The organism is Amycolatopsis sp. CA-128772 (genome assembly GCF_002904295.1).
GTDB lineage: Bacteria > Actinomycetota > Actinomycetes > Mycobacteriales > Pseudonocardiaceae > Amycolatopsis.
Genome location: NZ_PPHG01000031.1, coordinates 1 through 19134, shown reverse-complemented (window position 1 = coordinate 19134; position 19134 = coordinate 1). Strand labels below are relative to the sequence as shown.

Annotated in this window: 19 protein-coding genes and 1 pseudogene; 15 read left to right on the top strand and 5 right to left on the bottom strand. The window is 69.3% G+C overall.

The annotated features are described in order from the left end of the window. Positions 1-46: 46 nt before the first annotated feature. The 15 genes and pseudogenes from ffh to C2L59_RS14875 all read left to right on the top strand — a co-directional run. Positions 47-1585, top strand: coding sequence for a signal recognition particle protein (ffh, locus tag C2L59_RS14945; protein WP_103350109.1), 1539 nt, complete (start codon positions 47-49; stop codon positions 1583-1585). Next, the gene (locus C2L59_RS14940; RefSeq protein WP_103350108.1) at positions 1582-2658 is read left to right on the top strand and encodes an amidohydrolase family protein; all 1077 of its coding nucleotides are present in this window, start codon (positions 1582-1584) and stop codon (positions 2656-2658) included. Before ffh ends, C2L59_RS14940 begins: the two co-directional genes overlap by 4 nt. Positions 2659-2704: 46 nt before the next feature. Further along, entirely contained in the window at positions 2705-3430 is a 726-nt protein-coding gene (locus C2L59_RS14935) for a CPBP family intramembrane glutamic endopeptidase (protein WP_103350107.1), read from the top strand. Positions 3431-3530: 100 nt separating this feature from the next. Beyond that, positions 3531-4334: a CPBP family intramembrane glutamic endopeptidase gene (locus tag C2L59_RS14930; protein WP_103350106.1), complete on the top strand. Its 804-nt coding sequence runs from the start codon at positions 3531-3533 to the stop codon at positions 4332-4334. A 171-nt stretch (positions 4335-4505) separates the two neighbouring features. Then, complete coding sequence (gene rpsP, locus C2L59_RS14925; RefSeq protein ID WP_103350105.1) at positions 4506-4949, top strand: 30S ribosomal protein S16; 444 nt, start codon at positions 4506-4508, stop codon at positions 4947-4949. Then, complete coding sequence (locus C2L59_RS14920; RefSeq protein WP_003103110.1) at positions 4946-5185, top strand: RNA-binding protein; 240 nt, start codon at positions 4946-4948, stop codon at positions 5183-5185. Before rpsP ends, C2L59_RS14920 begins: the two co-directional genes overlap by 4 nt. A gap of 23 nt (positions 5186-5208) precedes the next feature. Next, positions 5209-5721, top strand: a complete 513-nt coding sequence (gene rimM, locus C2L59_RS14915; protein ID WP_103350104.1) for a ribosome maturation factor RimM — start codon at positions 5209-5211, stop codon at positions 5719-5721. Position 5722: 1 nt separating this feature from the next. Then, positions 5723-6502, top strand: a complete 780-nt coding sequence (trmD, locus tag C2L59_RS14910) for a tRNA (guanosine(37)-N1)-methyltransferase TrmD (protein WP_103350103.1) — start codon at positions 5723-5725, stop codon at positions 6500-6502. Positions 6503-6635: 133 nt separating this feature from the next. Continuing rightward, positions 6636-7004 (top strand): 50S ribosomal protein L19, encoded by a 369-nt coding sequence (gene rplS, locus C2L59_RS14905; RefSeq protein WP_013223853.1) that lies wholly within the window; start codon positions 6636-6638, stop codon positions 7002-7004. 31 nt (positions 7005-7035) lie between these two features. After that, positions 7036-7974, top strand: coding sequence for a signal peptidase I (lepB, locus tag C2L59_RS14900; RefSeq protein WP_103350102.1), 939 nt, complete (start codon positions 7036-7038; stop codon positions 7972-7974). A 90-nt stretch (positions 7975-8064) separates the two neighbouring features. Next, positions 8065-8907 carry a ribonuclease HII gene (locus tag C2L59_RS14895; RefSeq protein ID WP_103350101.1) on the top strand — a complete coding sequence of 281 codons (843 nt, stop codon included), beginning with the start codon at positions 8065-8067 and terminating at the stop codon, positions 8905-8907. Beyond that, on the top strand, positions 8904-9227 hold the full coding sequence (locus C2L59_RS14890) for a DUF2469 domain-containing protein (protein ID WP_003096226.1): 324 nt from the start codon (positions 8904-8906) through the stop codon (positions 9225-9227). The genes C2L59_RS14895 and C2L59_RS14890 overlap by 4 nt, the downstream gene beginning before the upstream one ends. 264 nt (positions 9228-9491) lie before the next feature. After that, on the top strand, positions 9492-9869 hold the full coding sequence (locus tag C2L59_RS14885) for a YraN family protein (protein WP_103350100.1): 378 nt from the start codon (positions 9492-9494) through the stop codon (positions 9867-9869). Further along, entirely contained in the window at positions 9869-11380 is a 1512-nt protein-coding gene (locus C2L59_RS14880) for a YifB family Mg chelatase-like AAA ATPase (RefSeq protein WP_103350099.1), read from the top strand. Before C2L59_RS14885 ends, C2L59_RS14880 begins: the two co-directional genes overlap by 1 nt. 211 nt (positions 11381-11591) lie before the next feature. Then, positions 11592-12287, top strand: a pseudogene (locus C2L59_RS14875) (DNA-processing protein DprA); the annotation flags it as partial. A gap of 240 nt (positions 12288-12527) precedes the next feature. Here C2L59_RS14875 and C2L59_RS14870 read toward each other — a convergent pair. The 5 genes from C2L59_RS14870 to C2L59_RS14850 all read right to left on the bottom strand — a co-directional run bounded on the left by C2L59_RS14870 (position 12528) and on the right by C2L59_RS14850 (position 19026). Next, a complete protein-coding gene (locus tag C2L59_RS14870; protein ID WP_103349654.1) occupies positions 12528-13004 on the bottom strand; it encodes a helix-turn-helix domain-containing protein in 477 nt (158 codons plus the stop codon). Between the two features lie 70 nt (positions 13005-13074). Beyond that, positions 13075-13290, bottom strand: coding sequence for a hypothetical protein (locus tag C2L59_RS14865; RefSeq protein WP_146060324.1), 216 nt, complete (start codon positions 13288-13290; stop codon positions 13075-13077). Positions 13291-14843: 1553 nt separating this feature from the next. Next, a complete protein-coding gene (locus tag C2L59_RS14860) occupies positions 14844-15362 on the bottom strand; it encodes a DUF6262 family protein (RefSeq protein ID WP_103349652.1) in 519 nt (172 codons plus the stop codon). Continuing rightward, positions 15359-17851, bottom strand: a complete 2493-nt coding sequence (locus C2L59_RS48120) for a site-specific integrase (RefSeq protein ID WP_199199038.1) — start codon at positions 17849-17851, stop codon at positions 15359-15361. The genes C2L59_RS14860 and C2L59_RS48120 overlap by 4 nt, the downstream gene beginning before the upstream one ends. Further along, positions 17848-19026, bottom strand: coding sequence for a site-specific integrase (locus C2L59_RS14850; RefSeq protein ID WP_233223440.1), 1179 nt, complete (start codon positions 19024-19026; stop codon positions 17848-17850). Before C2L59_RS14850 ends, C2L59_RS48120 begins: the two co-directional genes overlap by 4 nt. Between the last annotated feature and the right edge of the window lie 108 nt (positions 19027-19134).

Here is a 19134-nt window from a genome sequence, read left to right as displayed (position 1 = left end):
CCCGGTCCGGCGCGCCACTCTCGACCCAGCTGGAGCGTGCACACCCGTGTTCGACACCCTCTCCGATCGGCTCACCGCCGCCCTGCAGACGCTCACGCGCAAGGGCAGGCTGTCCGACGCCGACATCGACGCCACCGCGCGCGAGATCCGCATCGCGCTGCTGGAGGCCGACGTCGCCCTCGGCGTGGTCAAGGCCTTCATCGCGAAGATCAAGGAGCGGGCGAAGGGCGCCGAGGTCTCCCAGGCGCTCAACCCCGCGCAGCAGGTCGTCAAGATCGTCAACGAGGAGCTCGTCGCGATCCTCGGCGGCGAGACGCGGCGGCTCAACCTGGCCAAGACCCCGCCGACCGTGATCATGCTGGCGGGCCTCCAGGGTGCCGGTAAGACGACGCTCGCCGGCAAGCTCGCGCTGTGGCTGAAGAAGCAGGGCCACGCGCCGATGCTGGTCGCCTGCGACCTCCAGCGCCCGAACGCCGTCACGCAGCTGCAGGTCGTCGGCGAGCGCGCCGGCGTCGTCACCTTCGCGCCCGAGCCCGGCAACGGCGTCGGCGACCCGGTCGACGTCGCCCGCCGCGCCATCGCCGAGGCCAAGCGCGCGCAGCACGACGTCGTCGTGGTCGACACCGCGGGCCGCCTGGGTGTCGACGAAGAGCTGATGAAGCAGGCCGCCGACATCCGCGACGCGGTCGAGCCGGACGAGGTCCTGTTCGTCGTCGACGCGATGATCGGCCAGGACGCCGTGACCACGGCCCAGGCGTTCCAGGACGGCGTCGGCTTCAGCGGCGTCGTGCTCACCAAGCTCGACGGCGACGCCCGCGGTGGTGCCGCGCTGAGCGTCCGCGAAGTCACCGGCCAGCCGATCCTGTTCGCCTCCAACGGCGAGAAGCTCGAGGACTTCGACACCTTCCACCCGGACCGGATGGCGTCGCGGATCCTCGGCATGGGTGACGTCCTCACCCTGATCGAGCACGCCGAACAGGCCTTCGACCAGAAGCAGGCCGAGAAGGCCGCCGAGAAGCTGTCGAGCGGCCAGCTCACCCTCGAGGACTTCCTCGAGCAGATGCTCGCGGTCCGCAAGATGGGCCCGATCGGCAACCTGCTCGGCATGCTCCCGGGCGCCGGCCAGATGAAGGACCAGCTGGCCCAGGTCGACGACAAGCACCTGGACCGGCTGCAGGCGATCATCCGCGGCATGACCCCGGCCGAGCGCGAAGACCCCAAGATGATCAACGGGTCACGGCGGCTGCGCATCGCCAACGGCTCCGGCGTCACCGTCCGCGAGGTCAACGACCTGGTCAACCGGTTCTTCGAGGCCCGCAAGATGATGGCCCAGATGGCCGGCCGGTTCGGCTTCGGCGGCGGGGGCGGCGGCTCCAAGTCTCGCAAGGGCAAGAAGGGCAAGAAGGGGCGCGGCCCCACGCAGCCCAAGGTCCGCGGCGGCTTCCCCGGCGGCATGCCGATGCTGCCCCCGGGCGGGCAGATGCCGGGCGGCATGCCCGACCTGTCGCAGCTCGGCGGCATGAACGACGTCCCGGGCTTCGACCCGACGAAGTTCAAGCTCCCGAAGAACCCCAAGGACAATTGAGCACCGCGCTCCACGCCGCCGGGGTGCTCCTGCCCGGCGGCGAGCCGGGGGAGCTGTGGATCACCGGCGGCCGGATCTCGTTCGAGCCGGTGCCGGACGCCGAAAGCCTCGGCCGGGACGTCTTCCTCGTGCCCGGCCTGGTCGACGCGCACTGCCACCCGGGTATCGGCGTCGGCGGGCCGGTGTCCCTGGACGAGGCGGCCGCGCAAGCTCTGCAGGATCGTGCCGCGGGCACGCTGCTCATCCGCGACTGCGGTCTCCCGATCGACGTCCGCCCGCTGCAGCGGCGCGCCGACCTGCCGACCATCATCCGCGCCGGGCAGCACCTCGCGCTGGTCAAGCGGTACATCCCCGGCCTGGGGATCGAGCTGGACGACCCCGCCCAGCTGCCGGAGGCCGTCGCCGGGCAGGCCCGTGACGGCGACGGCTGGGTGAAGCTCGTCGGCGACTGGATCGACCGCGGTGCGGGCGACCTCGCGCCGCTGTGGCCGGACGACGTCCTGGCCGAAGCCGTCAAGGTCGCGCACGAGAACGGCGCCCGCGTCACCGCGCACGTGTTCGGCGAAGCCGCGCTGCCCGGGCTGATCGCGGCCGGCATCGACTGCCTCGAACACGGCACCGGCCTGAGCGCCGACCAGCTGACCGAGCTGGCCCGCCACGACGTCGCCCTGGTCCCGACGCTGATCAACATCGAAAACTTCCCCGGCATCGCGGACAAGGCGGGCAAGTACCCGGCGTACGCGGCGCACATGCGCGCGTTGCACGCCGGCGTCGGCGGGTTGGTCGCTTCGGCCATCGAAGCGGGCGTACACGTCTTCGCGGGCAGCGACGCCGGCGGCATGGTCGAGCACGGCCGGCTCGTCGACGAGATCGAGGCGCTCCACCGCGCCGGCATGACGCGCGAGGCGGCCCTCGCGAGCGCGTCCTGGGCCGCCCGCGACTGGCTCGGCCACCTCGGCATCGCCGACGGCGCCCCCGCCGACCTGCTCGTCTACCCGGGGGATCCGCGGAAGGACCTGGGCGTCCTCCGGCATCCTTCGCACATCGTCCTCGGCGGGGTCGTCTACGCCTAGACCCCCGCTGATTTCCTTGCGGGGGCGGCACTTTAGCGTGGAGCGCGTGACGGACGACGACGGCGCACGGCGCGTGCTGGGGGCGCACTGGTGTTTCGTGGCGTTCTTCGCGGGGATCGCCGGCTACTACCTGACCAACCTGATCATCGCCGCGGCGGTCAACCGCAACGTCGGCGAATTCGACCCCCTCGAGCTGCGTGACATCGGCCCGCTGCTGCTCCTGGCCTTCGTGCCCAACCTGCTGCTCGGCCTCGGCCCGGCGACGGCGTCCTGGCTCTGGGGCGACGGCCTGCGCGCGGACTTCGGGCTCAAGCCGACCTGGCGCGACGTCCGGATCGGGCTCGCCTGCGGGGTGCTCGCGCTGGTCGTCGGCTACCTGCTCAACCTGATGCTGATCGCCGTCTACGGTGCCGACGACGTCTCCGACAGCCCGCTCACCGACCTCGCCGACACTTTCGACGGCGACACGGTGTGGCTGGTGCTCGCCGCGGTGATCGTCATCGCCGGCGCGCCGATCACCGAGGAACTGCTGGTCCGCGGCACCCTGTGGAACGCGCTGTCGTTCCACCGGGTGCCGCCGTGGGTGGTGCTCGTGCTCACCTCGCTGGTGTTCGCCCAGCTGCACGGCGAGCCGACCCGCACCATCGCGCTGTTCGGCCAGGGCCTCGCGATCGGGCTGGCCCGGCACCTGTCCGGCCGGGTCAGCGCCGGGGTGATCGCCCACGCGGCCAACAACCTGCCGCCCGCGGTGCTGCTGTTCGTCGCGCACTGATCGTTGCGAAGTTCGATGGACAGTAGCTGGACGGATACTGTGCGATCACATCCCGGCGGCTAGGCTCGACGCAGGAGCCGAGCGACGCGGAGGGCAAGGCGTGACCACTTCCCAGCCCCGGGACCCGGCTGCCGGCCCGACGCCGCTCCCCGAGCCCGAGGAGCCCGCCGCGACCGCCTTCCTGCCGTCCCCGCCGCGGCACCGGTGGGGGTTCGGGGCCTTCCTCCTCGTCGAAGTGGTGCTGCTGGCGTCCGCGGCCTTCGTGTCCGCCCTGGTCGGCGACACCGGGCCCGGTCCGCTGCCGATGCGCGTCGTGCTGCTCGGGACCATGCTGCCGACGATGATCGCGGCCGGCGTGGCCGTGCTGATCACCTACGTGCGCGGCAACGGGCCCGTCGTGGACCTGCGGCTCGAGTGGCGCTGGGCCGACGTCAAGACGGGGGTCCGGTACGGCTGCGTCGGGCTCGTCTTCACCACCGTCGCGGCCTACCTGTGGACGCACCTGGTCGGCGACGCGAACGCGACGTCGGCGATCAGCGCGCTGGTCGAGGACCGCCGGATGTCGATCTCCGCGGCCGTCGTGATGTTCGTCTACCTCTGGCTGCTCGGCCCGATCTGCGAGGAGGTCATCTACCGCGGCCTGCTCTGGGGCGCCGCCGAGCAGCTGCAGTGGCGCAGCGAGCGCTGGGGCCGCGTCGCGGCGTTCCTGCTGTCCACGGCGGTGTTCGCGGCCAGTCACCTCGAGCCGCTGCGGACGACGTTGCTGCTGGTCATCGCGGTGCCGATCGGCCTGGTGCGGCTGGTCACCGGACGGCTGCCGGGCAGTATCGTCGCGCACCAGGTCAACAACTTCCTGCCCGCGCTGACCATCCTGCTCGGGGCGCTCGGAGTGGCCTCTTTCTGAGCCTCTTTCCGGTGGCGCGGGTGCCGTCTGGCAGAATGGGTCACTGCCTGCTTCCGCCGGACCCTCTCACCGTGCGAAAGCTCCTGACCTCCGGGTGCCCGCGTCCGTGTCCCCACTCGGCCCGCGTGCGCCCACCCCAGCACCAGAGAGACTCGAGGAGAACCCACACCCGTGGCCGTCAAGATCAAGCTGCAGCGCCTCGGCAAGATCCGTGCGCCGTACTACCGCATCATCGTCGCCGACGCGCGCACCCGCCGGGACGGCAAGGCCATCGAGACGATCGGCAAGTACCACCCGAAGGAAGAGCCGAGCCTGATCGAGGTCGTCTCCGAGCGCGCCCAGTACTGGCTGGGTGTCGGCGCGCAGCCGACCGAGCCGGTCCAGCGCCTGCTGGAGATCACCGGTGACTGGCAGAAGTTCAAGGGCCTGCCGGGCTCCGAGGGCACCCTGAAGGTGGCCGAGCCGAAGCCGTCCAAGCAGGACCTGTTCAACGCGGCGCTGGCCGCGGCCGGCGAGGAGCCCTCCACCGAGGCCACCACGCCGAAGAAGAAGTCCGCCCCGAAGAAGGCCGAGGCCGAGAAGGCGGAGGCCGCTGAGGGCGAGAAGTCCGAGTGAGTTTCCTCGCGGACTCCCTCGAGCACCTGGTGCGCGGGATCGTCGACAACCCGGACGAGGTCCGGGTCGAGCTGCTGACCACCCGTCGTGGCCGCACGCTCGAGGTGCACGTGCACCCCGACGACCTCGGCAAGGTGATCGGCCGGGGTGGTCGCACGGCGACCGCCCTGCGCACCGTCATGGGTGGCATCGGTGGCCGCGGCGTCCGCGTTGACGTCGTCGACACCGACCGCTGAGCGCCTTTTCGGAAACGGTCAGGATGGACGTCGTAGTAGGCCGCATCGCGAAGGCACACGGAATCCGCGGGGAACTCGCGGTGGACGTGCGCACGGACTCGCCGGACGAGCGGTTCAAGATCGGTGCGGCCGTCACGACGAAGCTGCGTGACGGCAGCAAGAGGGAACTCACCATCGCAGCCGCCCGCGAACACAGCGGGCGGCTGCTGGTGCGTTTCGAGGAGGTCCTGACCCGCGACGTCGCCGAGACGCTGCGGGGTGCGCTGCTGCTGGCCGACACGGCCACGCTGCCGCCGACCACGGACCCCGACGAGTTCTACGACCACGAGCTGGCCGGCCTGCGGGCCGAGCTGGCCGACGGCACCGTCGTGGGCAAGGTCGTCGAGATCGTCCACTCGCCGGCGGGTGAGCTCCTGGAGCTCGACGTCGACGGCCGCGAGGTGCTGGTGCCGTTCGTCCGCGCGATCGTCCCCACCGTGGACGTCGCCGGCGGCCGGGTCGTGCTCGACCCGCCGGAAGGGCTCCTGGACGCCTGAGATGCGCATCGACGTCGTCACGATCTTCCCCGAATACCTCGACCCGCTGCGCGCCGCGCTGCTGGGCCGGGCGATCGACCGCGGCCTCATCGAGGTCGGCGTGCACGACCTGCGCGACTGGACCCACGACGTGCACCGCGCGGTCGACGACGCGCCGTACGGCGGTGGGCCCGGCATGGTCATGAAGCCGCAGATCTGGGGCCCGGCGCTGGACGAAGTCTGCCGTCCCGGGACGCGGCTCGTCGTGCCGACGCCGGCCGGGCGCCCGTTCACCCAGGAGCTGGCGCACGAGTACGCGTCGGAGAAGCACCTGGTGTTCGCCTGCGGCCGCTACGAGGGCATCGACCAGCGAGTCGTCGACGACGCGGCCCGCCGGATGCCCGTCGACGAGGTGTCGATCGGCGACTACGTGCTGGTCGGCGGCGAGGCGGCGGTGCTGGTCATCGTCGAGGCCGTCGTCCGGCTGCTGCCCGGCGTGCTGGGCAACGCGCGTTCGGCCGCCGAGGACTCGTTCTCCGACGGCCTGCTCGAAGGGCCCAGCTACACGCGCCCGGACGTGTGGCGGGAGCTGGCCGTGCCGGACGTGCTGCGGTCGGGCAACCACGCGCTGATCGACCGCTGGCGGCGTGACCAGGCCCTCGAGCGCACGGCCCGCCGCCGCCCGGATCTCCTGGCCGCGCTGCCGGAAGGTAGTCTCGACAAGCACGATCGCGGGGTCCTGGAGGGCTTGGACTCCGGGCAGGCCGAGGGCCGGTTCTCCCGGCCCGATCCCGGTCTGTAATACTTGACAGGTTGGCGTGAGTGGACCTCGTCGTCCACGAGCCCGCCAGCAGCCCCCTGGGTCGCCCGCAGCGGCACCGTTGCGCGCCCGGGATCTGTACGCAAGCCATACCGAAGACGAGGACGGACCACCGATGAACACCCTGGACGCGCTGGACAAGCAGTCGCTGCGTTCCGACATCCCGGACTTCCGCCCGGGCGACACGCTCAAGGTGCACGTCCGCGTCATCGAGGGCAACCGCGAGCGCAACCAGGTCTTCCAGGGCGTCGTGATCCGCCGTCAGGGCGGTGGCATCCGGGAGACCTTCACCGTGCGCAAGGTTTCGTTCGGCGTCGGCGTCGAGCGCACCTTCCCGGTGCACTCGCCGAACCTCGCCGAGATCGAGGTCCACAAGCGCGGTGACGTGCGGCGCGCGAAGCTGTACTACCTGCGCGACCTCCGCGGCAAGAAGGCCAAGATCAAGGAGCGCCGCGAGAACCGCGAGACGGCCTCGGCTAACTGAGTCACCACCCGGTTACCGGTAGCCTGACGACGTGGCCGAACCCGTGTCCCAGAACGCTCCCGAGGATGACCCCGATCGCTCCGAAGAGGACAAGCCCAGGCTGTCCCGTTCCGAGGAGCGCGGGGGATCCCGCCGGCGGCGAGCCAAGCCCGCCAAGAAACGGTCGTTCTGGAAGGAACTGCCGATCCTGCTCGTGATCGCCCTGGTGCTCACGATCCTGATCCAGACATTCCTCGCGAAGGTCTTCATGATCCCTTCGGGCTCCATGGAGGCCACCCTGCACGGATGCCCCGGGTGCACCGGGGACCGGATCCTGGTCGACCGGGTCACCTACGATTTCACCGAGCCCGCTCCGGGTGACGTGATCGTGTTCAAGGGCCCGCAGGCGTGGATCAACAACGAGATCGCGCCGCAGGAGTCGAGCAACATCATCGTGCAGGGCCTGCGCGGTCTCGGTTCGCTGGTCGGGTTCGCTCCGCCGGACGAGCGCGACTTCGTCAAGCGGGTGATCGCGGTCGGCGGCCAGACCGTGCAGTGCTGCGACCTGCAGGGCCGGATGATCGTGGACGGCAAGGCGCTCGACGAGCCGTACATCCACTGGGAAGACCCGTCCGTCCAGGAGCAGAAGACCTTCGACCCGGTCAAGGTGCCGGCTGGGATGGTTTGGGTTCAGGGCGACAACCGCAACAACTCCGACGACTCCCGGTTCCAGGGCGGCGGCGGCGTGAACGGTGCGGTCCCGGTGGACAACATCATCGGCAAGGCGCGGATCATCGTCCTGCCGCCGAGCCGGTGGGGTGGGATCAGCGACCACAACCCGCAGGAGTCGGCGCAGCCGGTGGCGCTGGGCGCGCCGGCCTGGCAGGGCGGGCTTCCGCTGGGTGCCGGGATCGCGGCGGCGTGGCCGGCGCTGTTCCTCGGGCGCAAGCTCAAGTCCGGACTGCGCCGGGCGGCCGGGCGGAAACCCTAGCCACCCGACCCTTGCCGGCAGACGGGTGATCCAGCCTTGACACTTCCCGTTCCCCTGACGGCGGCCGAGCCGATCCGGCCACCGCGAGCCGTGGTGCGCGGCGACCTCTTCTGGGGTCTGCAGGGCGCGCTCGACCGCCGTGGCCTCGGCCCGGTCGCCGGCGTGGACGAAGCCGGCGCCGGGGCGTGCGCGGGGCCGCTGGTGGTCGCGGCCTGCGTGCTCAAGCAGGGCGACGCGGCGAAGCTGACCGAGCTCACGGACTCGAAGCTGATGACGGCCAAGGCGCGTGACCGGGTCTACGACCTGGTCCTCGCCCGCGCCGTCGACTACTCGGTGATCGTCGTCCCGACCGAAGAGGTCGACCTCTACGGCATCCGGGTGATGAACCTGGAGGCCATGCGCCGGGCGGCGGCGGCGCTGCGCGTACACCCGGGTTACATCCTCACCGACGGCTTCCGCGTCCCGGGCCTGACGGCCCCGAACGCGGCGGTCATCAAGGGCGACCGTTCGGTGGCCTGCATCGCGGCCGCGTCGGTGCTGGCGAAAGTGACGCGAGACCGCATCATGGCGGGCTACCACGAGGAACTCCCGCACTACGGCTTCGACGTGCACAAGGGCTACAGCACGTCCGACCACCTGGCGGCGCTGCGCGAGCACGGCCCGAGCGACGTCCACCGCTGGTCCTACACGAACGTGGCCACGGTGGCGGTCAAGCGCGGCCTGCGTCCGGCGCGGCCGGTCCTGCTCACGTATGCGGCGTTGGAAAAGACCTTGGAGACGCCCGGCGCGGCGAGCCTGGCTGCGGTCCTCGACGAGGCATTGGAGCCACAACTCAGCCTGCCGCTGCATGCCCCGGCCGCGGGTGTGGGTCACAATGAACGCTCTGCCGGCGGAGCACCAGCACGATCCCGAGGAGGGGCGCGGATTTCATGAGCGCAGAGGATCTCGAGAAGTACGAGACCGAGATGGAGCTCTCGCTGTACCGCGAGTACCGCGACATAGTCGGCCAGTTTTCGTACGTGGTGGAGACCGAGCGACGGTTTTACCTGGCCAACGCGGTGGACGTCCAGGTCCGCGACGGCGGCGGCGAGGTGTACTTCGAGGTCCGCATGTCCGACGCGTGGGTCTGGGACATGTACCGCCCGGCCCGCTTCGTCAAGCACGTCCGGGTCATCACGTTCAAGGACGTCAACGTGGAGGAACTGGACAAGCCGGACCTCCGCCTCCCTGAGGACGGCCCGTTCTCGGGCTGACCTCCCGCTTCGACCGCGCCGGCTCTCCCTCGGGGAGCCGGCGCGGTTCGTTGTGCGCCCTCGCCGCGTAGCACACCCCACCGACCGTCCGGGCGTCCCGACCGCGATCCGTGGGTGAGTTGTCCCCAGCACCCCGGTTGTCCACAGGTCGGCGATCCGGGTCTGGTGAAGCCCCGCCGCCCGCTGGCATCGTCGAACGCACACGCACCGTGATCGCCGGGACCGCCCCGGTGACGGACGTGAACGGCCGAGGGGGCGCACACGATGACGGGCACCGACGAACTCGCAAGACACCGCCGCGACCTGGGCGCCTGGGGTGAGGACCTGGCCCTCCGCTACCTCCGGGACCGCGGCCTCGTCCTGCTGGCCCGCAACTGGCGCTGCCGGGAGGGCGAGCTGGACCTGGTCTTCACCGACCGCACCCGGGTGATCGTCTGCGAGGTGAAAACCCGCTCGGGCACGGAGTTCGGCTTGCCCACGGAGACGGTCACGGAAGAGAAGGCGGGCCGCGTCCGCCGCGCGGCCCAACGCTGGCTACGCGAATTCCGCATCGGCTGGTGCCCAGTCCGCTACGACGTGGTGACGATCCTCGCGGAACCCGGCGCCCAGGCCCGCCTCCAGCACATCGAGGCGGCGTTCTGATGCCCATCGCCAAAGCCTGGTCCGCGGGCCTGCTCGGCATCAACGGCCGTGTGATCGAGATCGAGGCCGACCTCGGCGGCGGGCTGAGCCGGATCACCCTCGTGGGCCTGCCCGACGCCGGGTTGCGCGAGGCGAAGGACCGCGTCCGCTCCGCCGTGCGCAATTCCGGGCAACCGTGGCCCGACGGCAAGGTCACGCTCGGCCTGTCCCCGGCGAACCTCCCCAAAATGGGTTCCGCCTTCGACCTGGGCATCGCGGCGGCAGTGCTCGCGGCATCGGGTGCGGTCCCGGCAACGCGGCTGCTCGGCACCGTGTTGCTCGGCGAACTGGCCTTGGACGGCCGGATCCGCGCGGTCCGCGGCATCCTCCCGGGCCTCCTGGCCGCACGGGCGGCCGGATACGGACGAGCCGTGGTGCCGACGGACTCCCTCGTCGAGGCGGCGCTCGTGGACGGCATCGAAGTCGCGGGCGCGCCTCACCTGCGGGACTTCGTGGCATGGCTGAATCGCGAAGCCGAGCTGACCCGTCCGGAGCCACCCGCCCCGGCACCACCGCCGGACGTGCCGGACCTGGCGGACGTCATCGGCCAGCCGGAGGCCCGCTGGGCGTTGGAGGTCGCCGCGGCCGGCGGGCACCACCTTCTCCTCACCGGTCCGCCCGGAGTGGGCAAGACGATGCTGGCGAAGCGGCTTCCCGGCCTCCTCCCGCAGCTGACGCAGGAGGAGTCCTTGGAGGTCACCGCGGTGCACTCGGTAGACGGTTCGTTGTCGAAGTCCTCGCCCCTGGTCACGGTGCCCCCGTTCGTGGCCCCGCACTATTCGATCTCCGTACCGGCCCTGATCGGTGGCGGCAGCGGAATCGCGTCGCCGGGCGCGATCAGCCGGGCGCACCGAGGAGTCCTGTTCCTCGACGAGGTCTGCGAGTTCGGCGGCCAGTGCCTCGAATCGCTCCGGACCGTCCTCGAGGAAGGCGAGGTGCGCATTTCCCGGGTGAAGGGATCGATCACCTACCCGGCTCGCTTCCAACTGGTCCTGGCGACCAACCCGTGTGCGTGCGCACCGCCGAAGGACACGGACTGCGTGTGCTCGCCGAGCGCCCGCCGCCGCTACCTGGGCAAGCTGTCCGGACCCCTGCTCGACCGGGTCGACCTGAGAGTCCGATTGCGCCCACTCAGCGCGATCAGCGCGCACCACACCGGCGAGGCGGAGCCATCGGAACCGGTCCGTCAGCGGGTGTTGGCGGCGCGTGAACGCGCGGCCCGACGCTGGAGCGAGCACGGCTGGCTGTCCAACTCGGAGGTACCCGGGCCGGCCCTGCGTCGTCAGTTCGCCCTACCCGCCAACGCAACGGTTCTGCTCGACCGAGCCATGGACCGAGGCGCTTTGAGCGGCCGAGGCGCCGACCGCTGCCTGCGCATCGCCTGGACGTTGGCGGACCTGGACGGCGAGTCCCGCCCGGGAGCCGACCAGGTCGGATCGGCCCTGGCCTTCCGCGAGCGGGTGGCGGCATGAGTCTGTTGTGCAGAGCGCGCACGGTTCTGGGGCGAGTAGCGGCTCCGGTCGCGTCGGCCGACCGGGCGCGGGTCGACAAGGGTTGGCTCGGTGTTGCCCTTTCCGGCGCGGATTCCTGGCCGTGGCGGGCGGTCCTGCACTGGGCGTCGGCTGGGCTCGGGTTCCTCCCCGAGCACCTGTCGGCGTCGGCCTTCCGGGAATGGGCGGCGACATGAGCGCCGACGAGTTGCGGCAAGCCCGCGCCTACCTGCTGCGCGTGGCCGAGCCACCCGCGCCCGCTCTCGTTGCCTTCGTCGCCGAGTATGGGCCGGTAGCCGCCGCTGCTCGGGTTCGGCGTGGTGATTGCCCGGCCGAAGTGCTGAAAGCGACCGAGGCGCGACGGGACTACGACCTCGTCGCCCAGGATTTCGCCCGGGCCGCCGAGGCCGGTGCTCGGCTGGTCGTGCCCGAAGACGACGAGTGGCCGGCCTGGCCGCTTCTCGCGCTCGATCTCGCTGCACGGCGTGGGGTGGCCGAAGCCGTTCCGCCGCTGGCTTTGTGGGTGTGCGGTGATGTCGGGCTCGGCACCGCCGCCGACCGGGCCGTGGCCGTGGTCGGTGCCCGTGCCGCCACCGAATACGGCGAACACCACGCCGCCGAGTTCGCCTACGCGCTGGCCGGCCGAGGTGTGCCGGTTTTCTCGGGGGCCGCCTACGGCATCGACGGGGCTGCGCACCGGGGCGCGCTCGCCGCGTCCGGGGTCACCGTTGCCGTGCTGGGCTGCGCCGTCGATGCCGGCTATCCGGCCGGGCACGTCAAGATGCTGGAACGGATCGTCCTGTCCGGCGGTGCGGTCGTCAGCGAGTACCCGCCCGGGACTCCGCCGGCCCGGCACCGGTTCCTCGTCCGCAACCGGCTCATCGCCGCTTCTCTCGGGGATCTTCGGCAGTGCGTCGCGGTGCAGCGGGAGTTTTCGCAGCTCAAAGACCTTGGGCGGCAAAACTACCGAGTGCAACACGTGTTGCGCAAGGCGACCTGCCGTCTGGATCTTCAGCGCAGCGGACGAGAGGTGGAGACGGCGGCGGCGACGGTCAGCCCGCCGGGAACGTAAGACAGGGCCCCTGCCTGGTCGCGCCGGCAGGGGCCCTGTTGATCTTCAGTGTGGTGTCTAGCCTGCGAGGCGTCGAACGAAAGACCGCGTCGGCTTCCGCTCAGCCAGGAGGCTTTCGTGCCAGTCGTCGTGCTTCGCGTGGTCGACGACCCAGGCTCCGCAGATCTCGCAGGCGGCCCCGGCGGGAACGGGCCCGGCGATCTGCCGCGCCGCAGTTGCGGCGTGATTCGGCGCCGTCTTGCTGTCGATCGGGGTGATCATGCCTGCGATCGTGACCCACCGGGGCTTCCAGTCTGCCTCGATGTCGTCGTCGTCCACTTCGCAGGCCTGGAGGAACTGCTCGACGAACTTCCACGTGGGAAGCTTGGTTCCGCTCAGGTTCCGGGTGATCGACGCGGGCGACCACGGGATCGTGCGCGTGAGTTCGCGGTAGGAGGGGTCGCCCGCGAGGCGACGGACCCACCGCAGATCGGTCGCGAAGCTGATGAGCTCGTCCATGATGGACTCGTGCAAGGCGGGCTGCTTGGTAAACATGATGTCGCTCCTCGGTGAAGAGGCGGGACCGGGGGGCGCCCGGAGGGCGCCACCCCGATCACCGTTTGGTTCAGCTCAGGACCGGGTGCTGCGGGCCGTCGTCGATCGACGGACCGCCGCCCTTGTCGCCGCCGATGATCCGGCGGACGACTTCGGCGGCCAGGAGACCGGCGGTGAAACCGGCGGCCAGGGTGACCTCCAGGCCGAAGCCGAAGGACAACCCTTCCCAGATGAACGCGAGGACGAACATCAAAACCAGCGAAGCAGAAAGAAATCTGGTGAGCATGAGAACCTCCCTCCTGCTCGTTTCTCGGTGGTCCAGGTGGCGGTCGGTTCGCCAGATGGGTGAAGAAGCCCCCATGATCCTTTCGGGGGCGAGATCAAGTGCCCTGCAAGGCGGGAGATCTCAAGGGCATCATTCCAGCACGATGGGGTCGCCGTCAAATACTCCGCGTCGACCTGTAACGCCCTCGGTGCAGTCGAGACGGAACCGTGGCCGTCCGCGCGGGTGGTGTCATAGGTAATCGATTTCAGTTGCAAACGCAAATGGTTGGAGAGTAACTCACGGCTGTCTGCAAAGTTGACAGAAGAGCGACAATTGATCTTGCTTAAGCGCAAAGCTTAGAGGAACCTAAGCGCGGCCTGAGTGTGGCCTGTTGAAGCGTGTCGAAGTGAGCGATCATGCTCGAGGTAATGCATCATTTGTATGCGAAGACGTAGAGGAGACATGGCGAAGGCCCCCCGATTGCAGTCGGAGGGCCTTCTTAATCCCGATGCCGCCACCTGGACCAACAGAGAGACGAGCTCGGGAGACTATGAGGTTGAAGCGCGCAGCTTGGCGGGACTGCGGGCAGCGCGCGTGAGCGCATGCTTAACACTACTCGCGCGGAGGCTTAGATCAAGGGATCCGGCGGGCTGAGGAAGGCTCAGGAGATCCTAGGGGCAGCGGACAGGCTTCTGAACAGCGAAAATGCTGCAGGCTCGCGCCCTGACGGAGAGAGGGGCTGGGCGCGACTGGGAGCGTCGCCCGATGCCGTCGTGCATGTGGTGCGTATTGAGCCAGCCAGTGCGCCATTGGCGTGCCGGCGGGACGGTGCCGCGTCGTGAGCGTGGCGTGTCCGGATGGCCTCTAGCTGCGCAAACGCCTCCTGGTGGCCCGCCGAGCAGCATGCCTGGCGGCGTGTCCGTCGAGGCGGTTTCTGTTCGCCGAGTCGTTGGCCTGAGCGGGCGGTGCAGGTAATCTGCTGGCCTGAGTGACAGCAGGAGAGGAGAGGGGTGCACCGTGTCCAGCAGTAGGAGCGCCAGGTGGCGGCACTTGTGTGCGATTGTCAGCATGTCGAACCCTCCTCTGCCATCGATCTGGTTATCAAGTCAGTCAGCTAGGTCTCCACTTGGTGCTTCTTCCCTTGCCTGTCTGCCGGTGAGCTTTCTTTGCCTGTCTGCCCGTTGAGGTTGTCCCCTAGGTCCGGGCTCGCTCCATGACTATATGGCGGCAGGGCGAGCCGGGGACAAGTTCTCGGCAACACGGGAAACAAGATGGAACAGATTGGAACGTGATGCAACGCAGTGGAACGACTTGCGGTGGACTAACACCGCCTTGTCGGATAGCGTCTGCGTCACTTCGACGGTCGAGTTGACTGAAGTTACTCCTGCGTGTGCATAGTTTTGGCCGGGCTTCAATAGTGGCGCGATTGTCGACGCTTAGTTGGCCTTCGCGATTGGTTCTGAAGTTGGTCATTCAGGTCAATTAGAGTAGATAAGCTCGTTGCCTGAAGGCAATCGTGACGTGCGGGACGATCGCCCTCGCGGTTCGACCCGCAAGGGCGATCGTGCCTGCGATCAGCCTCGTTTGTTGAGGTTGGCGATGAGCTCCCGGTTGGCGGTCCGCGCAGCCTCGAGTTCTTGATCGCGTTCCTCGGCCTGGTCTCGCAGGGTGACGACCTGTTGCTCCAACTGCGTGATCCGATGTTGGAGCTGGTCGATGTCCGCGGGATCTCCGAGTCCGGATTCGCGCCAAGCCTGCTCCCCGAGGACCTCGGAGAGCTTGCGTTCCAGCTGTCTGACGTGGGCAGCCTGCCGAGACAGTCGTTCCTGGGCGTTGGCGAGGTCGGCCTGCAATGATGCCCGACTGACCATCGGCCCGCCGCGCCCGGCGGGCGGGTCTGTTTGGGCGGTGTGTATCAGTGCCAGCAGATCCGGATGCCGGTAAGGGAAGGTCCGGTCAACGCCGGCGGCGCGCGCGATCGCCGACACGCTGATCTCGCCGCCGCCGGTGCTGGCCGCGTTGATCGCCTTGATCACGCGTTGCCGACGGCGAGCCGAGTCCGCGCGCCGCCCCTCGATCATCGGGTTGGTCATGCTGTCCTTTCTTGGCGGACGTCGGGCAGCGGCTGGCGGATGCGCGGGATCCCGAGGCCGACGACCCGGTTGCGGGTCTTGCGGACGACGGCAACGGACTCCTCGATCTGGGCTCGTTCCTCGGCGGTGAGGTCATCGAGGTCGGCCTTGACTCGGCTGATCAGCCGACGGACCCGCTTGATCTCCTCGTCCGAGGGCATCGCTTCGGCCTTGGCCCACTCGTCCGCGTCGACGGTGGCCAGCAGCCGCTCGCGGTTGCGGAGCAGGTCGCCGAGGTAGGTCTGCATGTCAGGCAGGTAGGACACGTCGGTGCTGAAGTGACCGCAGCCGACGCAGCGGAACCGGATCGGGCAGTCGTGTCCGCCGGCGGCGACGTTGCTGGGCTCGCTGCAGGCGCCGTAGGGGACGGCGACCTCGCCGACCGCGCGGCGGGCGTGTTCGGAGTCGAGCAGGGCTTTCGCCTCACGCCAGATGCGGTTGCCGTGCCGGTCGAACTGCATGGTCGTGACCCGCTCGACGGCCTCCCGCCGGCGTTCCTCGCCGACGCGGTAATACGACTGCGTCGTTTCGAGCACCCGGTGATCCATCAACTCGCGCAGGACGTCGACGGCGACTCCGGCGTCAGCGTGCCGTTGCGCGTAGGTGTGCCGGTAGGCGTAGAGAATGATCCGCTTCTTGTCGAAGGGCAGCATCTTCGTCACCACCTTGCCGTCGATCTCGACCGCGGCCGGGACCTCGACCTCGGGGAACGCGGTGACCCACTCGCGGTGGCGGCCCGAGACCCAGCTGTCGGTGATGCACTTCGTGCCGTGGGGGTTCCTCGTCGGAGCGGGCAGAAGTTTGAGCTTGCCGGCTGGTTCGTCAGGAAAGCGGTCGCGGACGCGTTGCTGCTGCTTCTCGATGACCGCCGCGGTGGCTCCGGGGATCGGCAGCCGCCGGTCCTTCCGGTTGGCCTTGATGTTGTCGTAGATCAGGACCGGTTTCCCGTCGCCGTCGCGTTCGAGGCATTCCAGCTTGAGCTGGCAGATCTCGTCCGGGCGGCGGCCGGTGTCGATCAGCAGCTCGACCGCGATGCGGATCTCCGGGCAGCTCGCGGTTTCCAGCCGCTGCAGGTGCGAACACAGGTGCCGCATGACCTCGACGGGAAGGTCTTTGCCGGCTTCGGAGTCCTCGGGCTCGTCGGGAATGTCCTCGGCGGTGATGGTGAAGTCGTCGGGCAGGCCGTGTAGCGGGCGTCCGGGCCTGGTCAGGCTCAATGCGCGCATCTCGCCGATCATCTTGCGGAGGTTCCGGATGGCGTTGAGCCGCTGGTAGGCGCTGATGTCGTCCTCGGCCTGCAGGTGGGCCAGCCGGTTGAGGAAGTTGGTGATGTCCACCCGTGCCAGCGCGGCGGGAATCTCACCGCGGTCCTCCCGCTGCAGGCGCAGGCTGTCAGACAGCAAAGCGAGGCAGTTGATCCTGTTCTGGCAGGTGTTCGCTGCGCCTCCGCCGCGTCGGCGTGGCAGATCTTCGTGCGCCCAGGCTTTCGCGGCTTCCCGCAGCCAGGGCTGGGAGATGCCGGTGAAGCGTAGGGTGCCCCGGGCGCCGAACACGGTCGCATCCCAGACGTCCTTGTGCCGTTCGGTCTCGGGGTTCAGGCGCAGCCGTCGGCTCGCGACCACGAACGCGTTGCCCAGTGCGCGGGAACCGGGCGAGAGGTCAGCAGGATCGACCTCGTCCACCGAGCTGAGTTCCTTGCTGCGGATGTGGTCGCAGAGCGGCCGGAACTCGCTGTGCTCGGACTTCACTCCCTCCGCCGTGCGTTGCTGCAGGCCGTAGAGGACCTCGGCGACGACGCGGGGCGGCAGCCCGCGCAGGCTGACCTCGCATCCGATCGCCGCGGCCGGCTGGGTGCGGCGCCAGTGCTGCTCGTCGATCTCGGCCAGGTCCTTGCGGCGTCGGAAGGTGCGCCAGCGCAATGAGTGGGTGTGGCAGTAGTTGCCCTTGCCGACCCGGTCGCGGGTGCAGGCAACGACGTCGCACGGCCCGAACGAAGGCAGCCCGACCACGTCCGGGTGAACGACGAACTGCTCCAGCGGCAGGTCGAGCACGTAAACCCGCTGGTAGCGGTGAGTGCTGCAGAGCGCGTAACCGCGGGTCGACCAGGGGCGCTGGCACTCGGGAACTGCGCAGAGCTCGATCGTGTTGTGCCGGGTTCGGACGCGAGCGACCGCGGTGAACCGCTCGAGCGGTGGACGGCCGTGCTGCTTCCAACGGATGTTGCAGGCTGAGCAGAAGCCGTCGACCCGGCTCGACCGCTGATCACAGCCGAGCACCGCGCACTCGTTCCAGCCCAGCAGCGGATGTGCCTGCGGGAACGTCACCGTCTGCCGGTCGCTAGACCAGCTCAGCAGGTCCAGGAACTCCGTGGTGGTGGCCGCCCAGAGGCCGGCGGTGATGTCGTCCGGCTGGTCCGCGCCCGGCGCGGCAAGGGCCAGGGTCGCCGTCATCGGACGCCCTCGATCAGTGTCCGCGGGGTGGGGACGCGCTCGACTGCGGCGCGTAGCCGGTCCTTCGACGGATGTAAGTAGATCTGGGACGAGGATGGGCTGACGTGGCCTAACAGCTTCTGGATTTCGTCCAGCGCCGCGCCGGAGTCCGCGAGATTACTGGCGAACGCGTGGCGGCACTTGTGCGGCGTGATACTGCGTGTGATTCCGGCTCGAGCGCAGAGGATCTCGAACAGCTCATTGAGCGCATCCGGCGTCACCGGACTGCCCAACGGCTGCTGGAACAGGTTGACCAGCAGAAAGTCACTCTCTGCCGCGGCTGGGCAGTCCTGCCGTTCGAGCAGATACTGATCGATCGATCGCACGACCAGGAAATCCACCGGCACCCAGCGCGTGTAACGGGACTTCGCCCAGGCGCCGTTGCTGTTCTCCCGCCGCACGATATGTAGGTGAGCGCCCTGGACCTCACAGCCCAGGGACCTGCTGTCCGGGAGCAGGTGCAGGTCACTGCGCCGCAGTCCGGTGACCTCGCCCCGGCGCAGACCTGCCCTGGCCAGCAGCAGCACGATCAGCCGGTCGCGAGCCGAGCGACACGCTATAAACAGTGCGACGACCTCCTCGTCGCTGGCCCGGTCCACCGCAGTCTCCGGCTCGTGAAGCTGATGCCGGGCGCGCAGCCGGTGAGCCAGCCGGGCGTCCTCGCCCCGTGCGACCTCGGGCAGGTCCCGGTCATCGGCCAGCTCGTAGAGCACGCCGAGCACCCACTGCGGGGCCTCTCCCTGAGCGACGGCGAATGTCAGGAACCCTCGCGTCGCCACCAGCACCCTGTTGATCCGCTTCGGCCCACGCACCGGCGTCGCTCCCGGCCCACACACGACATCCTGGTCCTCGGCCGGGGTGTATTTCAGCCAGGTCATGAACAGGCCCATCTCGGTGGCCGCGGTCGTCCAGTCCCGGCCGGTGCGTAGGCACCACCGCAGGAACAACACCACGCCGCCGGCGTAGGACTTCACCGTCGACTCGGCTCGATCTCGGCCGAACCGCAGCTCGCGCAGATACCGATCGGCCGCCGGCACCACGTCCAGCTCACTGTCCAGCACCGTCCAGTACCGACCGCCCGACGGCAACTGCACCTTGAATGTTCGCACGTTGTATCTCTGCTCCTTCTTGATCAACAACAAGAAGCCACAGAGCTACACCCCCAGAGAACCATCGCAGCACCCACCCAGATACAGGCCAGTGCAACGACACACCACACCTTCTATACCCCGAGAGAACGCCGC